General features: G+C 39.1%; 24 protein-coding genes. 9 read left to right on the top strand and 15 right to left on the bottom strand.

The annotated features are described in order from the left end of the window. The first annotated feature begins 334 nt into the window (after window positions 1-334). Window positions 335-832: a peptidyl-prolyl cis-trans isomerase gene (locus tag AC3WR0_RS00360; RefSeq protein WP_492550494.1), complete on the top strand. Its 498-nt coding sequence runs from the start codon at window positions 335-337 to the stop codon at window positions 830-832. 30 nt (window positions 833-862) lie between these two features. Here the strand turns inward: AC3WR0_RS00360 and AC3WR0_RS00355 are convergent, their stop codons facing one another. Beyond that, complete coding sequence (locus tag AC3WR0_RS00355) at window positions 863-2,191, bottom strand: PhoH family protein (protein ID WP_492550493.1); 1,329 nt, start codon at window positions 2,189-2,191, stop codon at window positions 863-865. A gap of 443 nt (window positions 2,192-2,634) precedes the next feature. Between AC3WR0_RS00355 and AC3WR0_RS00350 the strand changes: the two genes are divergently transcribed. Then, a complete protein-coding gene (locus AC3WR0_RS00350; protein ID WP_492550492.1) occupies window positions 2,635-3,222 on the top strand; it encodes a YhcN/YlaJ family sporulation lipoprotein in 588 nt (195 codons plus the stop codon). A 15-nt stretch (window positions 3,223-3,237) separates the two neighbouring features. On the opposite strand, the gene AC3WR0_RS00345 is transcribed toward AC3WR0_RS00350, so the two are convergent. Further along, window positions 3,238-3,693, bottom strand: coding sequence for a pyridoxamine 5'-phosphate oxidase family protein (locus AC3WR0_RS00345; protein ID WP_492550491.1), 456 nt, complete (start codon window positions 3,691-3,693; stop codon window positions 3,238-3,240). A gap of 175 nt (window positions 3,694-3,868) precedes the next feature. Here AC3WR0_RS00345 and AC3WR0_RS00340 point away from each other — a divergent pair, with 175 nt between their 5' ends. After that, window positions 3,869-4,069, top strand: coding sequence for a YlaI family protein (locus tag AC3WR0_RS00340; RefSeq protein WP_027323240.1), 201 nt, complete (start codon window positions 3,869-3,871; stop codon window positions 4,067-4,069). Window positions 4,070-4,402: 333 nt separating this feature from the next. Here AC3WR0_RS00340 and AC3WR0_RS00335 read toward each other — a convergent pair whose 3' ends face one another. Genes AC3WR0_RS00335 through typA form a run of 3 tightly spaced genes read right to left on the bottom strand, consistent with a single transcriptional unit; the run spans window position 4,403 to window position 6,884 of the window. Further along, window positions 4,403-4,693: a hypothetical protein gene (locus AC3WR0_RS00335; protein WP_027323239.1), complete on the bottom strand. Its 291-nt coding sequence runs from the start codon at window positions 4,691-4,693 to the stop codon at window positions 4,403-4,405. Window positions 4,694-4,706: 13 nt separating this feature from the next. Beyond that, on the bottom strand, window positions 4,707-5,021 hold the full coding sequence (locus tag AC3WR0_RS00330) for a YlaH-like family protein (protein ID WP_492550490.1): 315 nt from the start codon (window positions 5,019-5,021) through the stop codon (window positions 4,707-4,709). Window positions 5,022-5,045: 24 nt separating this feature from the next. Next, window positions 5,046-6,884, bottom strand: a complete 1,839-nt coding sequence (gene typA / locus AC3WR0_RS00325) for a translational GTPase TypA (RefSeq protein ID WP_492550489.1) — start codon at window positions 6,882-6,884, stop codon at window positions 5,046-5,048. Between the two features lie 206 nt (window positions 6,885-7,090). Here typA and AC3WR0_RS00320 point away from each other — a divergent pair, with 206 nt between their 5' ends. Next, the gene (locus tag AC3WR0_RS00320) at window positions 7,091-7,276 is read left to right on the top strand and encodes a YlaF family protein (RefSeq protein ID WP_492550488.1); all 186 of its coding nucleotides are present in this window, start codon (window positions 7,091-7,093) and stop codon (window positions 7,274-7,276) included. A gap of 112 nt (window positions 7,277-7,388) precedes the next feature. Here AC3WR0_RS00320 and AC3WR0_RS00315 read toward each other — a convergent pair whose 3' ends face one another. Beyond that, window positions 7,389-8,207 (bottom strand): inositol monophosphatase family protein, encoded by an 819-nt coding sequence (locus AC3WR0_RS00315; RefSeq protein WP_492550487.1) that lies wholly within the window; start codon window positions 8,205-8,207, stop codon window positions 7,389-7,391. A 309-nt stretch (window positions 8,208-8,516) separates the two neighbouring features. Then, window positions 8,517-8,711 carry a YkzI domain-containing protein gene (locus tag AC3WR0_RS00310; protein ID WP_166023634.1) on the bottom strand — a complete coding sequence of 65 codons (195 nt, stop codon included), beginning with the start codon at window positions 8,709-8,711 and terminating at the stop codon, window positions 8,517-8,519. Between the two features lie 184 nt (window positions 8,712-8,895). On the opposite strand from AC3WR0_RS00310, the gene AC3WR0_RS00305 reads away from it, so the two are divergent. Further along, complete coding sequence (locus AC3WR0_RS00305; protein WP_492550486.1) at window positions 8,896-9,516, top strand: YktB family protein; 621 nt, start codon at window positions 8,896-8,898, stop codon at window positions 9,514-9,516. Between the two features lie 163 nt (window positions 9,517-9,679). Here AC3WR0_RS00305 and AC3WR0_RS00300 read toward each other — a convergent pair whose 3' ends face one another. Further along, window positions 9,680-9,955: a UPF0223 family protein gene (locus tag AC3WR0_RS00300; protein ID WP_492550485.1), complete on the bottom strand. Its 276-nt coding sequence runs from the start codon at window positions 9,953-9,955 to the stop codon at window positions 9,680-9,682. A 61-nt stretch (window positions 9,956-10,016) separates the two neighbouring features. Then, window positions 10,017-10,979: an NAD(P)H-dependent flavin oxidoreductase gene (locus AC3WR0_RS00295; protein WP_492550484.1), complete on the bottom strand. Its 963-nt coding sequence runs from the start codon at window positions 10,977-10,979 to the stop codon at window positions 10,017-10,019. A gap of 194 nt (window positions 10,980-11,173) precedes the next feature. Between AC3WR0_RS00295 and AC3WR0_RS00290 the strand changes: the two genes are divergently transcribed. Next, entirely contained in the window at window positions 11,174-12,646 is a 1,473-nt protein-coding gene (locus AC3WR0_RS00290; protein WP_492550483.1) for an aminotransferase class I/II-fold pyridoxal phosphate-dependent enzyme, read from the top strand. 136 nt (window positions 12,647-12,782) lie between these two features. Here AC3WR0_RS00290 and AC3WR0_RS00285 read toward each other — a convergent pair whose 3' ends face one another. Both AC3WR0_RS00285 and AC3WR0_RS00280 read right to left on the bottom strand, forming a co-directional pair. Continuing rightward, window positions 12,783-12,920, bottom strand: coding sequence for a GapA-binding peptide SR1P (locus AC3WR0_RS00285; protein WP_492550482.1), 138 nt, complete (start codon window positions 12,918-12,920; stop codon window positions 12,783-12,785). Between the two features lie 159 nt (window positions 12,921-13,079). After that, window positions 13,080-13,379, bottom strand: a complete 300-nt coding sequence (locus tag AC3WR0_RS00280; RefSeq protein WP_492550481.1) for a DUF3055 domain-containing protein — start codon at window positions 13,377-13,379, stop codon at window positions 13,080-13,082. A gap of 156 nt (window positions 13,380-13,535) precedes the next feature. Between AC3WR0_RS00280 and AC3WR0_RS00275 the strand changes: the two genes are divergently transcribed. Next, on the top strand, window positions 13,536-13,973 hold the full coding sequence (locus AC3WR0_RS00275; RefSeq protein ID WP_492550480.1) for a DUF1885 family protein: 438 nt from the start codon (window positions 13,536-13,538) through the stop codon (window positions 13,971-13,973). Window positions 13,974-14,058: 85 nt separating this feature from the next. Continuing rightward, window positions 14,059-14,397 (top strand): hypothetical protein, encoded by a 339-nt coding sequence (locus AC3WR0_RS00270; RefSeq protein WP_492550479.1) that lies wholly within the window; start codon window positions 14,059-14,061, stop codon window positions 14,395-14,397. 21 nt (window positions 14,398-14,418) lie between these two features. On the opposite strand, the gene AC3WR0_RS00265 is transcribed toward AC3WR0_RS00270, so the two are convergent. Next, window positions 14,419-14,661 (bottom strand): hypothetical protein, encoded by a 243-nt coding sequence (locus tag AC3WR0_RS00265; protein WP_027323226.1) that lies wholly within the window; start codon window positions 14,659-14,661, stop codon window positions 14,419-14,421. 258 nt (window positions 14,662-14,919) lie between these two features. On the opposite strand from AC3WR0_RS00265, the gene AC3WR0_RS00260 reads away from it, so the two are divergent. Further along, window positions 14,920-15,297, top strand: a complete 378-nt coding sequence (locus AC3WR0_RS00260; protein ID WP_051270899.1) for a hypothetical protein — start codon at window positions 14,920-14,922, stop codon at window positions 15,295-15,297. 37 nt (window positions 15,298-15,334) lie between these two features. Here the strand turns inward: AC3WR0_RS00260 and lpdA are convergent, their stop codons facing one another. The 3 genes from lpdA to AC3WR0_RS00245 all read right to left on the bottom strand — a co-directional run bounded on the left by lpdA (window position 15,335) and on the right by AC3WR0_RS00245 (window position 19,153). Beyond that, on the bottom strand, window positions 15,335-16,744 hold the full coding sequence (gene lpdA / locus AC3WR0_RS00255; RefSeq protein WP_492550478.1) for a dihydrolipoyl dehydrogenase: 1,410 nt from the start codon (window positions 16,742-16,744) through the stop codon (window positions 15,335-15,337). Between the two features lie 3 nt (window positions 16,745-16,747). Beyond that, the gene (locus AC3WR0_RS00250) at window positions 16,748-18,091 is read right to left on the bottom strand and encodes a dihydrolipoamide acetyltransferase family protein (RefSeq protein WP_492550477.1); all 1,344 of its coding nucleotides are present in this window, start codon (window positions 18,089-18,091) and stop codon (window positions 16,748-16,750) included. Window positions 18,092-18,175: 84 nt separating this feature from the next. Next, window positions 18,176-19,153, bottom strand: a complete 978-nt coding sequence (locus AC3WR0_RS00245) for an alpha-ketoacid dehydrogenase subunit beta (protein ID WP_492550476.1) — start codon at window positions 19,151-19,153, stop codon at window positions 18,176-18,178. Between the last annotated feature and the right edge of the window lie 3 nt (window positions 19,154-19,156).

The following is a 19,156-nucleotide window of genomic DNA, read 5'->3' as shown; positions in this document are numbered from 1 at the left end:
CATAATGTGTAAATTCCTGGATGCTTTCTCTTCTGCTATTGCACCGCCTTCGTACGAAAATTCTTCACGAAGGCAAGTTAAATGGTCCTCCGGGGCCTCGATGAGTCATTCTTTACTTCAACTCCAGGGCTAAAGCGACATCGAGGTGCTAGGCGCTCAAGTTTGACAGACTCCTGGACAAACCTGCGGGAAGCGAACCAATGGAGCAAAAGTAATAGGCAAGTGAAAATAACACTTTTTTGGTTAAGATTCACTATTTAGAAACGATTGTATGACATTCTTTTAAATAGGGGCTATACTTTACTAGTGAAGAAATGGAATGGGGGATTAAACTATGGAAAGAATTATACCAATTAAGGGGAACGTAAAATATACCATTACACTGGATCCAAGTGTATGGATATTTGATGATAGGCGTATTGACCTAACTACTTATTTTGATCAAGAAAGAAAAGACTCCGATGAACTCCAGGAGTACACAAAAGAGATTTCTAAGCACTGGGATCGGGAAATTATTGAAGGAGCTATTGTTCCTCCTACTTTGAAATCAGAGAAAAAGTTTAAAAAGGAACAAGTTATGACAGGGACATTTGGAATAGCTCTTAAACCGTTTCTTCAAAACGCTTCTCCTAAAGAGGATGCATCAGAACTAATCCTAAAGGCAGCTGAGGAAGAGTATTCGATCCCTCTTGAAACTGCCTTTGACTTAATACTAGGGTTTTCGAATAATGGCAAACCACTCCTTGATGATGGGCCTGTCCATGTTTATTTTGGGGATGGCTCCAATAAAAACAATCCAATTAAAGGCATAAAAGAAATAGTAATTAGTTAATCCAAAAGGGCGGCTGAACCGCCCTTTTTCTTATAAAAGATCGGCTGCAAGCCTAGCGAGTCCCGATCTTTCACCCTTCATCAGCCGGATACTGCCAGAGACAGATTGCTCCTTAAACTTTTCTACAACATAAGTTAATCCATTATTGTAAGCATCCAGGTAAGGATGGTCAATTTGATCAGGGTCACCCATTAGTACTATTTTGCTTCGCTCCCCTACCCTCGTCAGAATTGTTTTCACCTCGTGCTTTGTAAGATTCTGGGCTTCATCAATAATAATGAATTGATCCGGAAGACTTCTGCCTCGAATATACGTCAGGGCTTCTACCTCAATTGAATTCATTCCTGCTAAAATAGCATCCAGTTCCCCTGGTTTTTTAGTATTAAAAAGAAATTCAAGATTATCAAAAATAGGCTGCATCCACGGTTTTAGTTTTTCCTGCTTCTCACCCGGCAAAAAGCCAAGATCTTTGCCAACCGGAACAATTGGCCTTGCTACCAGCAATTTTTTATATTCCCTCAGATCTTCAGTCTGCATAAGCCCGGCAGCAAGTGCCAAAAGGGTTTTTCCAGTCCCGGCTTTTCCTATTAGTGTGACAAGAGGGATATCCTTTCTTAATAGAAGTTCCACCGCAAGGGTTTGCTGAACATTCCTTGGATGTATGCCCCAAACATGCTCCTGATTAAAAATCAATTTTCTTACTTTCTTTCCTGTCGGATCTACCATTCCCAGCGCAGAAGCTTTTCCTCCTAAAGCGTCCCTCATAATTAGCGATTCATTAGGGTAGAAGGGCACCTTAGATATCTCCGAAAGCACCACTTCTCCTTTTTCATAGAATTGAGCCATTTTTTCAGCGGACAAAAAGACTTCCTGGAAGCCAGTATAAATTTGTTCCGAGTCCACGACCCGGTCACTTAAAAAATCCTCTGAAATTAGACCAAGTGCATCTGCTTTAACACGGACAAGAGCATCTTTACTTACAAGAATAACCGGTTTTCCATTTTCCTTTGTTTGTTCCTCGAGAAAAAGGTTCTTAGCGACAGCAAGAATCCGATTATCATTTGTTTTTTCCGTAAAAATGTCTTGCAGCTCGTGGAACGACCTATGATTAATTTCTATTTTTAAACTTCCTCCGTTTTCAAGCTTTATTTTTTCGTGCAGCTTTCCAGTGGTTCTTAAGCTGTCAATTAGTCTTGATACCTGCCTTGCGTTCCTTCCGATTTCATCCATATACCTCTTTTTTGAATCCACCTCTTCAAGGACCACTGCCGGAATAACAACTTCGTTTTCTTCAAATGAGAAAATCGAATTTGGGTCCTGCAACAGGACATTTGTGTCTAATACATATATTTTCTTCAATCTGATGCCTCCTGTTTCTCATGTTCTTTTAGTTGGTATAGGTACCCTTATTTAAAAGGCATTGGACATTGGTAAAATATATGTTTATTGGGATAAAGATAGAAGAATTTCCGCACAATAATGAGAGGATTTGTTAACTGCTATTTGCTCCTTTTCAAAAAATAGCGGTTTAAAACTAGGCTATGTTAATCTTGACTGTTGATTTTCACTTACGGCTATCACTTTCCGCGGGTGATCCGAGAGCTTCCTCGGCACTCTGCGCCTGTGGTCACTCCCCTTGGCCCTCCTTTCCCGCTGGATATTTAATTGGCATCATGGAAGCCGCTTACGCCGAAGGAAATACCATTCTTGGGGAGTCCCGCGCCTTCGCACAAATCAACTTGTTGGGAAACAAAATATGCTTTAACGGAGCCTAAAACTAAAGCATGAATCGGGGGAATGTAATGAAAAAGCTTGTTACACTTATTCTTAGCTTTACCATATTAGCTGGGTGCAGTTCTAACAATGCAGGAGAAAAAAGAAATGCTGACCCTGAATTTGTAAAAGTAAAAAACAGCTATATACAGGATGTTGACAGAAAATCCGGACAGGAGATATCAAGGCATCTTGTAGATTTGGCCAACAGGACACCAAACGTAAACGACGCTGTCGCTGTGGTTCTTGGAAGGTATGCCATTGTTGGCATTGATGTGGATGCTAACATGGAAAGATCACAGGTGGACACAACAAAATATTCAGTTGCCGAAAGCTTAAAAAAAGATCCTCACGGGGCTAGAGCTATTGTAATTGCTGATCCTGATACAACAGCAAGGCTTCGGGAGATCTCCCAGGATATTAATAATGGACGGCCCTTTCAGGGAATTGTAAACGAGTTGGCTGATATTACGGGCCGTTTAATGCCTGAAGTGCCAGGCGATATTATCAAGCCGAATCCGAGGAACGGCATGGAGCAGCCGAAAAAGACCCTTAACAAGGATCAAAGAAAGCAGCTCGAAAGACGGCAGGAGAAAGAGTCCAACCAGCAAAAGTAAAAAGCTTAGCAAATGCTAAGCTTTTTTCATGGCTTCCATTACTTGATTATCAAGTCGTGCAGCAGCAACCTTATCATAGGTTTTGTCATATTCAGGTTCTTGTGTAATTTTAGAACCATAGAACATGACATCCCGTACTTCACTAATTTTCAATTCAATTAAAGCAAGCTTTAAAGGAACGCCGTTTAACTTTTCTTCTTTAACGGCTGCTTTTCCTCCAATAGAATATGTAGATTCATTTGCTATGATATTAAGAACAATTTGATCGTTTTTAGTGATATTCTGTACAATTCTCGACCGATTATCAACAGCAAAATAAATTGTGCTGTTATCTTTAGCCAATACCCATGAAATAGCGCTGACATTTGGTCCACCCGTTTCATGGTCAACAGTTGCTAATGTAACAAATCTTTCTTTTTGCATAGCATTATATAACGGTTCAATCAATTTTGGCTCAACCTGGTTTGCCATTTTCCCAACCCCTTTTGTCTTTAAGCTCTTCTGAAAATTCTATACTCATATTACTACTATACCGAATTTTCATCAACTTAAACGGAATTCGCTAACCTTCCAAAATTCCGTATGATATACTATTATATAAATTATTCATAAAATAATTGTCGTTATAAGACATTGAGGTGTTAAAATGAGAGTCAAATGTGTAATTTGCGATAAAATCGAATCGATTAATGATGAAACTCTGGTGGCCAAAAGACTTCGCAACAGGCCTATTCATACATATATGTGTTCGAACTGTCATGATAGAATTTCCGAAAAAACTCAGGAAAGAATTGATACAGGAAATTTCAGGCTCTACCGCTCAAAATCAGAAGAAGACGAATGGTAGGAAAGCGCAGCATAACGTCATGAGATTAACAACCTGAATAACGGATACTGCTTTGCGTTAAGCCGAACCCTAATTCTAGTGATAGTCGTTAGCACAGGAGCACATTAATTATCAACAAAAGTCCCCTTCACCATAGGTAAGGGGAGCTTTTTGTTTATCAAAGACCTTTTTTGTATCCCTATCTTTCATACTCCTAATAAAAGCCTTTTTCTTATTGTATTGTCCTTCATGCCTTTATGTTGGATTCTTCTCATATGCATCAACAGTTTTTGCCCTCCATAGCGTTTCCGAGCTATAAAAAATACCCTCTGCCTTTTGGGCAGAGGGTATTTTTTATTCATCAGGATAATTTTCGTACTTTTCAGGCTCAAGTTTAATCTGATTTAAAAGAACTTCAATTAGCTCTGTTGGGAAGCGTGTAGATTTACTTTCACCGTTTTGTTTGAATGAAACCTGGTACATGGATTCATCTCTATTTATTTCAATATCTGTGACTCCATGCTGGTTTTTTAATATATCCGAGAACATTTCTTCTGTTTCTATTGCTGCAGTATCTTCCGGGCGGGCATCCACTACAGCCTTAATGGTCAGCCAATTATAAAGAGCATCCTGAACTGATTTCATTTAGGTTCCTCCGTTACTTGGCTTCAGCCTGTTGTTTTTTCTGCTGATGCAGCCGAATCTTATAAATAACAAGGATGGCTGCTGCAATTACAAGACCTTCCCCAACCGGAAGGAAAATCCCTAGAAAGGTAAAGAGGGTACAGCCTAAAATCAGGAATATATAGATGATAATCGATTGTCCCAATGGAAGTTTTTTTGCAAACCCCAGCTTGTACACAACGATTGAAAGTGCCACTATTGTTAAATACAAAAGCCACATTCCTACTTTTGGCTGTTCCTCTACGCGATAGAGCGCGGCGAAAAAAGACAGATGTTCTGTCACGTTCATTTTCGCAAACCTCCCTTGTAATAATTAGTTTGTTTCAGCAAACTTTTTCTTTTTAGCAGATCTTTCACGTTCATTTTTATCTAGAATTTTCTTACGGAGACGGATTGACTCCGGTGTAATTTCGCAATATTCATCGTCATTCAAGTACTCAAGAGATTCCTCAAGAGTCATAATTCTTGGCTTTTTAATAACAGAAGTCTGGTCCTTTGTAGCGGAACGAACGTTGGTAGCCTGTTTAACCTTGGTGATATTAACGGTAATATCACTTTCGCGTGTATGTTCCCCAACAATCATTCCTTCATAAATTTCAGTACCTGGTTCAACAAAAATAGTTCCACGATCTTCGACCTGCATGATTCCATAGGTAGAAGATTTTCCGGATTCCATTGATACTAGAACACCCTGACGTCTTCCGCCAACCTGTCCAGCTGCCATTGGCTGATAGCTGTCAAATGTATGGTTGATAATTCCGTATCCACGAGTCATTGTCAAAAATTCAGTTGTATAACCGATTAATCCACGTGCAGGAACATTAAAGATCAAACGAACTTGTCCAGTTCCATTATTGATCATATCAATCATTTCACCTTTGCGGGCACCGATTGATTCCATTACAGAACCAGTATGCTCTTCCGGAACATCGATTTGAACTCTCTCAACAGGTTCACTGCGTACGCCATCAACATCCTTAACGATAACTTCTGGCTTGGAAACCTGAAGCTCATAACCTTCACGGCGCATGTTTTCAATCAGGATGGATAAGTGCAATTCTCCACGGCCGGATACGATCCATTGATCCGGGGTGTCTGTATTTTCAACGCGAAGGCTGACATCTGTCTGCAGCTGAGCGCGAAGTCTTTCTTCAATTTTTCTTGCAGTAAGGAATTTACCTTCTCTTCCTGCAAATGGGCTGTTGTTAACAAGGAATGTCATTTGCAGTGTAGGCTCATCAATTCTGAGAATTGGAAGTGCATCCTGATGCTCAACCGGGCAAACTGTTTCCCCAACATTAATATCTTCCATTCCGGAAACAGCAATTAAATCTCCAGCAACAGCTTCTTCGATTTCCTGGCGCTTCAATCCGAAGAAACCGAATATCTTAGTAACACGGAATTGTTTTACAGTTCCATCAAGTTTCATTAAAGCAACCTGCTGGCCAACATTCATTGTACCGCGGAAAACACGGCCAATACCGATACGTCCAACGTAATCATTATAATCAAGCAATGCAACCTGGAATTGCAGCGGCTCTTCACGATTGTCGATAGGAGCAGGAATATGGTCAACGATAGCCTCGTATAATGACTGCATATTTTCGTCTTGTTTCTCAGGATTTGTGCTTGCTGTTCCGTTGATAGCTGATGCATAAACAACAGGGAATTCAAGCTGTTCTTCGGTAGCATCAAGTTCAATGAATAAATCAATTACTTCATCAATTACTTCTGCCGGACGGGCAAAATCACGGTCGATCTTATTTACTACCACGATTGGAGTTAAGTTTTGCTCCAACGCTTTCTTTAGAACGAAACGTGTTTGTGGCATACATCCTTCATATGCATCTACAACTAAAAGAACACCGTCAACCATTTTCATGATACGTTCTACTTCGCCGCCAAAGTCAGCGTGTCCCGGTGTGTCAAGAATATTAATTCTTGTATCTTTATATTGAATGGCTGTATTCTTTGCCAAAATTGTAATTCCTCGTTCCCTTTCCAAATCGTTCGAATCCATTGCACGCTCTTCCACATGCTCATTTGAACGGAAAGTTCCGGATTGCTTCAATAATTGGTCAACCAATGTTGTTTTTCCGTGGTCAACGTGGGCTATAATCGCGATGTTACGTATACCTTCTCTAATATTCAAAAATGTCACTCCTACCTTTTATATATGAAATGGTAATTACCTTATTTTTAAGCTTCCCATCCACAACTAAAACATTATACCATATTTACAGTAGAAACTTAAAATCATTTTATTGTACAATAGAAATTAATTAAAGGAAAACTTTTTTATCATATTTTTACTTTTCTTATTTTGCATTTAATCATTTTTTTAAGGGGATGTCTAATATGAAACAAATTAAATGGAATATGCTTATGTTTGCGATTCTTTCAGCATGCGCAATTATGGGGATTGGAGTCGCGATAGCGGAAAAAAGCATAGTAGGTGCAATTGGCTGTATTGCAGCTTTGATTCTTATTATGGGATTTGGCTTTAAAACAAAGAAGAAAATGAGGGAAAATGGACAATTATAGGTAAAGCATGAACCTGTCCATTCCAGTATATAAAGAAAGCTGCCAAAACTTTTAGTTTTTGGCAGTTTTTTTTGAAATATGATCGACGACGGAGTGGTATTTTATTTGCTCCTCACTCCGAGTCCAAGTTTTTCTCCCATTTCCCATTCCTAAGATAGTCCCTTAGAATCGTTTCGTGCAGGCCTGGCCTGGCGACAAGCAAGGTATCCTGAGTGAGGAAATCAAGTTTTTCGCCTCGCATGTTGGTTACCTTGCCTCCTAGTTCTTCCACAATGACAGCCCCACCTGCAACATCCCATGGAGCAAGACGAAGAGATATATAGGCATCAAGCCTTCCTGTTGCTACAAAAACCAATTCTAAAGCTGCAGATCCATAAGATCTGGTCCCCCTTACTTCTCTGGCAAGCGGGATAAGAAGATTATGGTCTATTCTCCGATTCTCCATTACCCATGTCGCATTCAGGGCAATGATGGCTTCCTTTACGGTTCTGTCTTCACTTATTGGCAGCTTTTCACCATTCATAAATGCCCCCTGCCCACTAATAGCATGATAAAGCTCATCATGAACTACATCATAAATCATGCCAATTTTGCCAACTCCATTTTCATATACCCCCAGAGAAATAGCAAAATTTCTTTGCTGATGAACGAAATTCATAGTGCCATCAATCGGATCAATGATCCATACGATTCCATCGAGTGATTCAAACTTATCTCCAAAACCCTCTTCACCAAGGATCTTATGTTCCGGAAAAGTTTCCCTGACTTTTTTAATAAAAAATTGTTCAATCTCCTGATCCATATTAGTAACAAGATCGTTAGGGTTGGACTTCGTTCTGATATCTAGTGTTTTATCAAAGGAAGAACGAATTTTTCCTCCTGCTTCCATTACCCAGTTTTTAGCATGTATATCAATACTTTCCCAATTCATTTCCAGCCCTCCACTTGTTCTTATATCTTCTTATGTAAATAATCTTTATTCTTGTCTATTTTTAGCTTAATAAAAATATATAATCCCGGCAAATTTTATCGTACCCTGCTTAATTTGTTTCTACTTTCTCACATCGAAAAAAGGTTTATAAAAAATAAAATCTAAAAATAATAAACGAACTCTCGAGTTTCAGCAAGAGTTCGTTTTATGATGGACAGTGTCCTAATTTCCTTCTATTCATGTCACTCAAGAATCCCCTTAGCCCCATTGTATTCTGCAAGAAGGCGGAGCCTATATTAATATATTATATTAAAGGGCTTTTAACCTCAGAAGTTCCTGTCTGATTCTTTCCAGTCTTTGTTTACAGCTTTTCTTTTGTTCTTCATTATTTTCGTTCATTGCTTCGAATAATGTTGCTAGTTCATAATCCATTTCTAATCGTAAAATCGTTGTCCTTTCTTTCTCCACTGCTTTCTTTCTAGTTGAACTAATTAGTTGTTTCATTAAAATGCACCCTTTCTTAGTTTTGAATCTGATTTTTCAGATTTTTTACTGTTATAGTATGAGCAACCCTCCCAGGTTGCAACTAATTTGTGTTTTTACCCATTTTCTTTTTAAAGCTTCAATATTTCTTGTTGGTCCTGTATTATGCTAAAATAATGGTGAAATTCGAATACAGGAGGACATAATGGATTTTACAGGTTTTACATATAATGATTTCGATGTTTTTACTATAGATGGATTAGACGCCAGAATGGATGCAATTAAGGGAGAAATTCGTCCCAAGCTTGAGAGTTTAGGTAATACCTTCGGACCTGCTTTATCCGTAATGGCTGGCGATGAAATGTTCGTTCATGTTGCTAAGCATGCACGCCGTACAGTTAATCCTCCTAAAGACACTTGGGTTGCATTTGCGAATAATCCGCGTGGATATAAGATGCTTCCGCATTTCCAAATCGGCCTTTGGGAAACTCATTTATTTATTTGGTTTGCAGTCATTTATGAGTGTCCACAAAAGGAGCAAATCGGCGAAGCTTTTGAAAAACACATTGATCGGTTGTATTCAGAGATACCGGGCTACTTTTCCTGGTCTAGCGATCATACAAAGCCTGGAGCTGTGAAGCACAGTGAGCTAAAAAAAGAAGACTTAGCTGCCCTTTTTAAACGCTTGAAAACGGTCAAAAAAGCTGAGATTCTTTGCGGTTTGCAAATTGACCGGAATGATGTTGTTAAGATGGGCCCATCTTTGCTGCTTCAGGAAATTGATAATGTGTTTAGAAAAATATTACCCCTATATAAATTGTCATAAACCTTAAAAGGCAAGGGATTAAAACAGAAACTTTCAATCTTATATAAATGCTGCTAAATTATTAGGCAGATATCTAATGGTACTAACTTTCCGTTTAATCAAAATAGAAAAGCTCCCTTGAAATTTGCCAGGGAGCTTCTTTTGTCATAAGTATTTTTATTTTCTAGTTTCGCATTGTAATTTTCTCGTTTGAAGATGCTTCCTTAGCCTTTTTTACTGTTCGATACGGAGAGTACCCGCTAATGTCTTCAAATTCACCGCAAAGCTTTTTTTCCTCCGATTTCCCAGGAACAATTTCCTTGAACCTTCTGTATGCTTCCATTAGGTCTTCTCTGCCAACACCTTTTTCGTAGGCTTTCTCAATAGTTTCGTAAAATTTTATTACATCCACTATTTCATCTGTAGACCAATGATAATCAATAGGATATTGATATTCCAATCTGTGTCACCTGCTTTCAGTCAATGAAACCATTTTACTGATTTTTAGACTTAATTTCAATTTACCTATTCCCCCATTTGCCTCTGATACTCTCCGCTTCTCCTAAAATTCTCTGAAAAAGTTCAGCGACTCCGGGAATATCTTTTATTAATCCCATAACCTGACCAGCCCATCCAAAGCCTTCTTCCAAACTGCCTTCATAAATTAATTTTTTATTAGCTGTTCCGCTAACATAGTCCTTTAATTCTTCATAACCGCGGTTTTCACTTTCAAGCTCGAGAATTTTATTTGTCCATTGGCTGGCAATCGCCCTTGCTGGAGCCCCCAAAGACCGTTTTATAATAGTGGTATCTGACTCAGTACCTTCAATAAGAAGGTTTTTATAGGTCTCACTGGCATGAACGCATTCTTTGGTGGCAATAAATCTGGTACCCATCTCAATTCCTTCTGCACCCAGTGCAAGTGCTGCCATTAAACCTCTGCCATCGCCAATGCCTCCTGAAGCTATTACAGGAATAGACACGGAATCAACTACCCTTGGTATCAGAACCATGGTTCCAATATCATCTTTTCCCAGATGGCCACCGCCTTCTTGGCCTACTACCATTACCGCATCTGCTCCTAATTGCTCCGCCTTTATTGCCTGTCTTCTGGCTGCTACCAGGACTAATTTTTTAACATCGCTTCCTTTAAGCAATTCAAATACTGGAGCAGGATTGCCTCCTGTCATTGAAATGACAGGAACTTTTTCCTCAACAGCAATATGAACAAAGTCCTCAAATGGCCTTCCGTGCTGTCCAATGGCAAAATTCACCCCAAAAGGCTTGTCTGTCATTTTTCTCACTTTCCTGATTTCTTCCCGCAGTTCTGCCGGTTCATTAAGAGACATTGCCGTAATTTGTCCTAATCCGCCTGCATTTGAAACAGCTGCTGCAAGCTCCGAATAGGCAAGATGGGCAAGACCGCCTTGAATAATTGGATATTTAATGTTTAAAAGTTCTGTTACTCTTGTATTCCAGTTCATTTTTCATCCTCCTGCTATGTATTTGTTTACTGTTATTTCGTCTTTCAAGGTTAATTTTCCTTTTAAGAAGAAAAACTAACTTCGACACAGGTCAACATATTTCTATGCAATGAATGCTAATAGTGCTATAATTCATTTGTTTTATGACTTTTTATTAAGAATTGCAATTTGATGTAAAGAGGTGTGAAGTTAAATTGTCACAATTTGAAACACCGTTATTTAGCGGATTAGTTGAACATGCAAAAAAAGAACCGGTACAATTTCACATACCCGGACATAAAAAAGGAGCAGGAATTGATCCTGAATTCCGTAATTTTATTGGCGATAATGCCCTTTCAATTGATTTAATTAATATTGGCCCATTGGATGACCTTCATTCCCCAAAAGGGATGATAAAAAAAGCTCAGGACCTTGCTGCTGAAGCTTTTGGCGCAGATCATACCTTTTTTTCGGTACAGGGAACTAGCGGCGCTATCATGACCATGGTAATGGCTGTATGCGGACCTGGGGACAAAATTATTGTCCCAAGAAATGTTCATAAATCAGTAATGTCCGCCATTGTTTTTTCAGGGGCAATCCCTGTCTTCATTCATCCGGCGATTGATGTAGAGCTTGGTATTTCTCATGGAATTACAACAGATTCTGTTGAGAAGGCTCTTTCACAGCACCCTGATGCTAAAGGGGTACTTGTTATTAACCCTACTTATTTTGGTGTTTCAGCCGATCTTAGGAAGATAGTTGAAATAGCACACTCCTACAGTGTTCCTGTTTTGGTTGATGAGGCACATGGGGTGCACATTCATTTCCATGAAGATCTTCCATTGTCAGCCATGCAGGCAGGTGCAGATATGGCAGCAACAAGTGTTCATAAGCTCGGAGGCTCCTTGACTCAAAGCTCGATTTTAAATGTACGGGAAGGCCTGGTTTCTGCAAATCGCGTTCAGTCCATTTTAAGTATGCTGACAACCACTTCTACTTCCTACCTTCTTTTAGCTTCATTAGATGTAGCAAGAAGAAGGCTCGCAACAGAAGGCCGTGAACTTATTGATAAAACAATAAAGTTGGCACAGTCAATAAGAAAACGGATCAATGAATTCGAACATATTTATTGTGTAGGTGAGGAAGTTTTAGGTTCAAAGGCAGCTTTTGACTATGATCCAACCAAATTGATTATTTCCGTAAAGGATTTAGGACTCACTGGCTACGAAGTGGAAAATTGGCTTCGTGAAAAGTTCAATATTGAAGTGGAATTATCAGATTTATACAATATTCTTTGTATTATCACTTTAGGTGATACTGACCGCGAGGGAGATATCCTGGTAGAGGCCTTAAAAGCACTTGAAGATGAATGCGCCCATCGTGCTGAAAAGGTTGCTCCTCTTCAGGTTCTACTCCCAGATATTCCTGTTTTAGCACTAACACCAAGAGATGCATTCTATGCGGAAACAGAGATTATACCTTTTGCAGAATCTGAAGGACGTATTATTGCTGAGTTTGTAATGGTATATCCTCCAGGAATTCCAATCTTTATCCCTGGTGAAATCATTATGAAGGAAAATTTGCTTTATATTAAGAAAAACCTTGAAGTGGGACTTCCGGTTCAGGGGCCTGAAGATGATGAGCTCAAAATGATCCATGTAATTAAAGAGTACAAAGCTATACGTTAATTCAATTTGCAACAGTTTCTTTCGCTGCAGCTGGATTAAGAAGTACTAAATTAGGATGTAACGATTAAATTATTGGTTTGATTATCAAAAAAACAGGGCTTCCGCCAATGGGAGCCCTGTTTCAATATGATTTTTATTAATTCATTATATCTTCTTCATCTGAATGATTGTGGCTGCTGCAGCACGTTTTACAGTTGGAATATAGGACGGTCACTTTTTCATCTTCAAAATGATCAATAGTAGAGTTGCAAGCCTGACATACGATAGTACCCATTTTATCAATCCCCTTTTCCAATTGAGTTATTTGAAAGCGTTTTATGATTCATATATTAATAATAATATAACATTATTATATTATCAAGCCTAAATTGTATAACATATTTAATAAAATCTACTAAAAAAACAGACCTTTAAAGGTCTGCTTTTTTAAATATTAATCATATTGGGTCTCAAATGGGATAGAAGGAATGGTTTCAGAGAAAAATTCACTTAATTCTGCAGCCTGTTTTTTACAACTTATTTTAAAAACTTTCTGCAAATGTTCAGTGTCTTTTATATCCTGGGGATCAAGGAGAGTTGAACGGCCTGTTTGCATACATACTACCAGAGGCTTTCCGAAAAACATATTTGTATAGACGATACCAAAGTCATACCTTGCTTCATCAGTGGCAAATCCGATAAAGCGTACTTTAACATTTTCATGCTCGTCATAGAGCTTCTCGAAGAAATTCATTTCACTCCTCCTTTATAAATAGTTAGAATATTATTATAATTCAAATTTTGTTAAAAAGCAATAATTAATGATTTTATTCTGGCAACCTGTTGTCATTCTTTTTTACAGAGTGCTAGAATGGAAGCAAGGAGTAAAAGTGTTTAGGGGGAACTGGACATGGCTGAAAATGCATATATTAAACTCGTACCTTCATCAGCAAAAACTGAAATATCGCTGGATGAAATAAAGGAACTTTTTTTGTATTATAAACAAATAACTAGCAAAACTGGCAATCAGGTCGATTGGTCTTATAGTGAAATGGCTTTTCCTTATGAAATAAAAGAAACAGCTGAAGGTAAAGGGAAATGGTTCTATCTTCACTCAGACCATGAAAAATACTATGCCATTCTTCTAGGTGTCGATAAGGAAAGTGTTCAGGAAGAAGACGGCGCATTGCGGGAACAATCTTACGTCCAGGTCACGCTTCCTGAAGGCTGTACCTATGGGGACAAAGGGAAAGCTAATGAATTTTGTAAATTCCTTGGCAAGAAGCTTCAAGCAGAGCTTCATTTGTTTAATGGCAGAGTAATGTATTATAATCCAAGGAAGAAGTAATACAACATAAAAATTCTTTTAAAGAACAGCTAGCTGGCTGTTCTTTATTTTAAGAACTTAAGTTATTTTAATACGGAGGATCTTAATGTCTAAAGGAAAATTCATCATTGTATTTATTATAAGCCTGGGGGTCACGATAGCTTCTCCCTATTATTTTAAAAGCTATTTTGAGAAGAAACCTACAGATTTAAAACAAACGGTCCATTTCGGGGGGCCTATCCCTTTTGTTGAGCAAAATGTGATTCTTCCAGATCTGGATAACCAATATCCATTGGAAGTGAAGTTTCAATCACCATTAAAAAAGAATACCGATTTTAGCTTTATGCCCTTTATCATTTCATTTATAATCCTGTTTGCTCTTTTATTTTCACTGATCAGCATCATTATTCGCTTTTTTAAAAAAGATACTCCATACAAAAAATAACACAGCAATAAGCTGTGTTTTTTATTGGGCAAAAAGGGTCATTGTCATATGGAATGACCCATATAAAGCAAGGCTGAAAGCTGTTATAAATATAGTCATCTTGGCTGATTTTGTTATTGAATTCCCTATCTGAAACGCCAAGTAAAAGAAAATAAAAAACATAATGATATTGAAAACGGGCTGGTCATGCTTTGATAGCCAGGACGTAAGCGTATACCCGCTCCATAGAATTAATTGCAAGAGAATAACCACATAAATTTTCATTATACCACCGCCACGGATTTATACCTATTTGCCGGACCCTGCTGTTTTATGATTATATGTTGTGAACCGAAAAGTTATTTTTCATTTATATAACATTTGGGTGACAAGCCTAAATTTGAAATATTGCCATGATAAAATGAATATACAAAAAGAGGGAATTATTAAATCAAGCCAACTATTTACGCTGGAAAATTCCTGTTCCAAATTCTAAGGCAGTGGCAGGTTTAAAAAAAAAACAAAGCGAGGGCTATCCGAGTAATGAAAATACTTCCTTATATTGTGATGGTTTCTTTATTGGTCCTAAACGCCTCTTGCGATAAAAGACATAGTGAAAAAAACATCAAGATAAGTAAGGATATAAAACAGATAATTTTCTTTTCCAACGAAAAAGAAATTAATCGGGAAGCTGCTTATTATGATGCTTTACTTGAATTAAAAAAGGACTTCCCTGAAGAAATGCATTCCATGCAGGTTCTTCCCGCTGATGAAAAAGAGGAATATTTAAATTCTTACCATGATCAGACACGTCCTGCTTTATTGGTAATCTATAAAAATCAGGTGATGGTAAATATAAATGGTGCCGTTTCAAAAGAACAGATAACACAGCCTGTTTCAAGAGTTTTACAAACAAATTAAAAAGGCCTTTCCGTTGCCGGAAAGGCGTTTTTAATTCTTATTTAATGATGTGGATTGGGCTGCCGAGAACGACTTCGGCTGCTTCCATAGAAATCTCTCCAAGTGTTGGGTGTGCGTGAATTGTCATAGCAACATCTTCTGCTGTCATTCCTGCTTCTATCGCAAGACCCATCTCAGCGATCATATCAGACGCACCAGAACCAGCAATCTGTGCACCGATTAATAAACCATCTTCTTTGCGGGTCACCAGTTTCATGAAACCATCTGGCTGGTCTAAGGAAAGAGCACGTCCGTTTGCTGCGAATGGAAATTTAGCAGAAACAATTTCAATTCCCTCGTCCTTAGCTTGCTGTTCAGAGTAACCTACTGAAGCCAATTCTGGGTCAGAGAATACAACCGCAGGAATGGCAAGATAATCAATTTCAGATGTATGGCCGGCAATTGCTTCAGCAGCAACTTTCGCTTCATAAGATGCTTTATGGGCAAGAGGCGGTCCTGCAACCACGTCACCAATTGCATAAATGCTGCCCACATTTGTGCGGCATTGTTTGTCAATCTTGATTAGACCGCGCTCACTTAGTTCTACGCCTGCCTGCTCAAGACCTAGCTCATCAGTGTTCGGACGGCGTCCAACCATGACGAATACATAATCTGCATCAATTTTTTGTTCTTCGCCTTTTACTTCATACGTAATCGTTACGCCATCTTCTCTCTCTTCTACACCCTTAGCCAAAGCTTTTGTAATTATTTCCGTACCTTTTTTCTTAAGGTTACGCTTTACAAGGGCAGACATTTGCTTTTCAAATCCATTCAGGATTTCATCAGCACCCTCAAGGATTGTTACTTTTGTTCCAAAGCTTGCGTATGCTCCGCCGAGCTCCGTTCCAATATAACCGCCGCCAATTACCACAATGCTCTTTGGAAGTTCCTGAAGATTTAGAGCACCAGTTGAATCCAAAACACGTTTTGAATATTTAAAAGCTGGGATTTCAATCGGACGGGATCCTGTTGCAACAATAGCATTTTTAAATGTATAAGTCTGGGATGATTTTTCATCCATAACCTTAAGTGTATTGGAATCAACGAAATAAGCTTCACCTTGAACGATGTTCACTTTATTTCCCTTTAAAAGGCCGCCAACACCGCCAGTCAATTTCTTTACAACACTTTCTTTAAAAGCCTGTACCTTCGAGAAATCAAGGGATACATTTTCAGCAATTACCCCCATGTTCTCGGAATGCTTAGCATTCTCAAAACGATGGCCAGCTGAAATAAGTGCTTTTGATGGAATACATCCTACGTTCAAGCAGACGCCACCAACGGTTGCTCTTTCAACAATCGTTACTTTCTGTCCAAGCTGTGCAGCACGGATTGCAGCAACATAACCGCCAGGTCCGGCACCAATAACTATAGTATCAGTTTCGATTGGAAAATCTCCTACTACCATTTATTATCCCTCCATTAACAATAGTTCTGGGTCGTTCAATAAACGCTTAATATGGTTCAATGCATTTTGAGCAGTAGCTCCATCAATCATTCTGTGGTCAAAGCTTAATGATAGTGCAAGAACTGGAGCAGCGACAATTTCACCATCTCTAACAATTGGCTTCTCTGCAATACGTCCAACACCTAGAATAGCCACTTCAGGATGATTAATTACTGGAGTAAACCATTGGCCGCCTGCAGAACCAATATTGGAAATCGTACATGAAGCACCTTTCATTTCGTTTGGTGCAAGTTTACCTTCACGCGCTTTTCCTGCAAGTTCATTAATTTCATTTGAGATGGTGAAGACTGATTTACGGTCTGCATCCTTAACAACTGGTACTAATAAACCTTTTTCAGTATCCGCAGCAATACCAATATTATAATAATGCTTATGGACGATCTCACTTGTAGCGTCATCCAAAGATGTATTTAACGCAGGGAATTCACGAAGCGCGCTTGTTAATGCCTTTACGATATAAGGCAAGAATGTAAGCTTGATACCCTTTTGGGCAGCAACTTCTTTGAATTTTTTGCGGTGAGTAACTAGTTTTGTTACATCTATTTCATCCATTAAAGTAACGTGTGGTGCAGTATGCTTGGAGTTAACCATAGCCTTTGCAATTGCTTTACGAATTCCGCTCATTTTTTCACGAGTTTCCGGATATTCACCCTGTGGAATTGATGCAGCAGCAGGTGCTTTTTCTGTTACAGCTTGTTGTGCGGCTTCAGCCGGTGCTGCCTGAGCGGTTGGAGCAGCAGCCCCACCAGTCAAGAACGCATCTACATCGTTTTTCATAACTCGGCCATTTTTGCCTGTACCAGCAACAAAGCGGATATCTACACCTTTTTCACGTGCATATTTCCGTACAGATGGCATCGCAATAATACGGCGGTCTGGATCAACGTCAGCCTGAGGCTGTGCACCAGCTCCTGTTGCTGTATCGGCTGCCTGAGGAGGCGTTGCCTCTTTTTTAATATCCTGACCAGCTTCAAGTGTAGATTGTACTTGAGCTTCTGTTTTTTCTTCGCTTGCTGCTTCGTCACCTTTAAACTGAAGATCTTCATATCCAGGTGCATCAAAGGTTACAAGTACCTGTCCAACAGTAGCGACAGTTCCTTCACCTATTAATACTTCAATAACAGTACCTTCTACTGGAGATGGGATTTCAACGACAGCTTTATCATTTTGGATTTCGCAAAGAACGTCATCTTCCTGAACCTTATCGCCGGCTTTAATAAACCATTTGACGATTTCGCCTTCATGAATACCTTCACCAATGTCAGGCATTTTAAATTGGAATGACACTATGATTCATCCTCCTATTGAACGTAAATTTCTTTATGATAGTAAAAAACAGGAGGGAAACAGGTTACTATTTCCCAGTTGCTATTAGAAAGTCAGAATTTTTTTAGCTGTTTCGATTACATCTTTATAATTTGGAAGCCATACGGATTCAGCCTGTGAGAATGGGTAGATCGTGTCAGCTGCGGTTACACGCAGTACAGGTGCTTCCAGACTTAAAATAGCACGGTCATTAATTTCAGCAACAACATTTGCTGCTACTCCAGCTTGCTTTTGAGCTTCCTGAACTACCATCGCACGGCCTGTTTTTTCAACCGAAGCGATAATTGTATCAATATCAAGTGGGCTGATGGTACGAAGGTCTACAACCTCTACTGAATGTCCTTCTTTTTCAAGCTCTTCGGCAGCTTTTAATGATTCGTGAACCATTGCACCGTAAGTAATGATTGACAAATCAGTACCTTCACGCTTTACATCAGCTTTTCCAAGTGGAATAGTGTATTCTTCTTCAGGAACTTCCTGGCGGAATGCACGATACAGCTTTAAGTGCTCAAGGAAAATTACAGGATCATTATCTCGGATTGCAGAAAGCAATAAGCCTTTTGCATCATAAGGAGTTGAAGGTACAACTACTTTTAATCCAGGAGTTTGCGCCATTAAACCCTCAAGGCTGTCAGAGTGGAGCTCAGGAGTGTGTACCCCACCGCCAAAAGGTGAACGAACTGTTATTGGCATATTATAGCGTCCGCCTGAACGGTAGCGCATACGTGACATTTGGCCGGCAATTGAATCCATTACTTCGAATACAAAGCCAAAGAATTGAATTTCAGGGATAGGACGGAAACCTGTTAAAGCAAGCCCGATTGAAAGACCTCCGATACCTGATTCAGCAAGAGGAGTATCAAATACCCGGTCTTCCCCGAATTCTTGATGAAGTCCTTCAGTTGCACGGAATACGCCGCCATTTACGCCAACGTCTTCTCCGAACACTAAGGTTTTAGGATCGTTGCGCAGCTCTGTACGCAACGCATCAGTAATTGCTTGAATCATTGTCATTTGAGCCATGAC

This window comes from Neobacillus sp. FW104-15D2 (assembly GCF_058790155.1).
The sequence above is the reverse complement of the archived record's forward strand: the minus strand, read 5'-3'. Positions and strand labels throughout refer to the sequence as shown.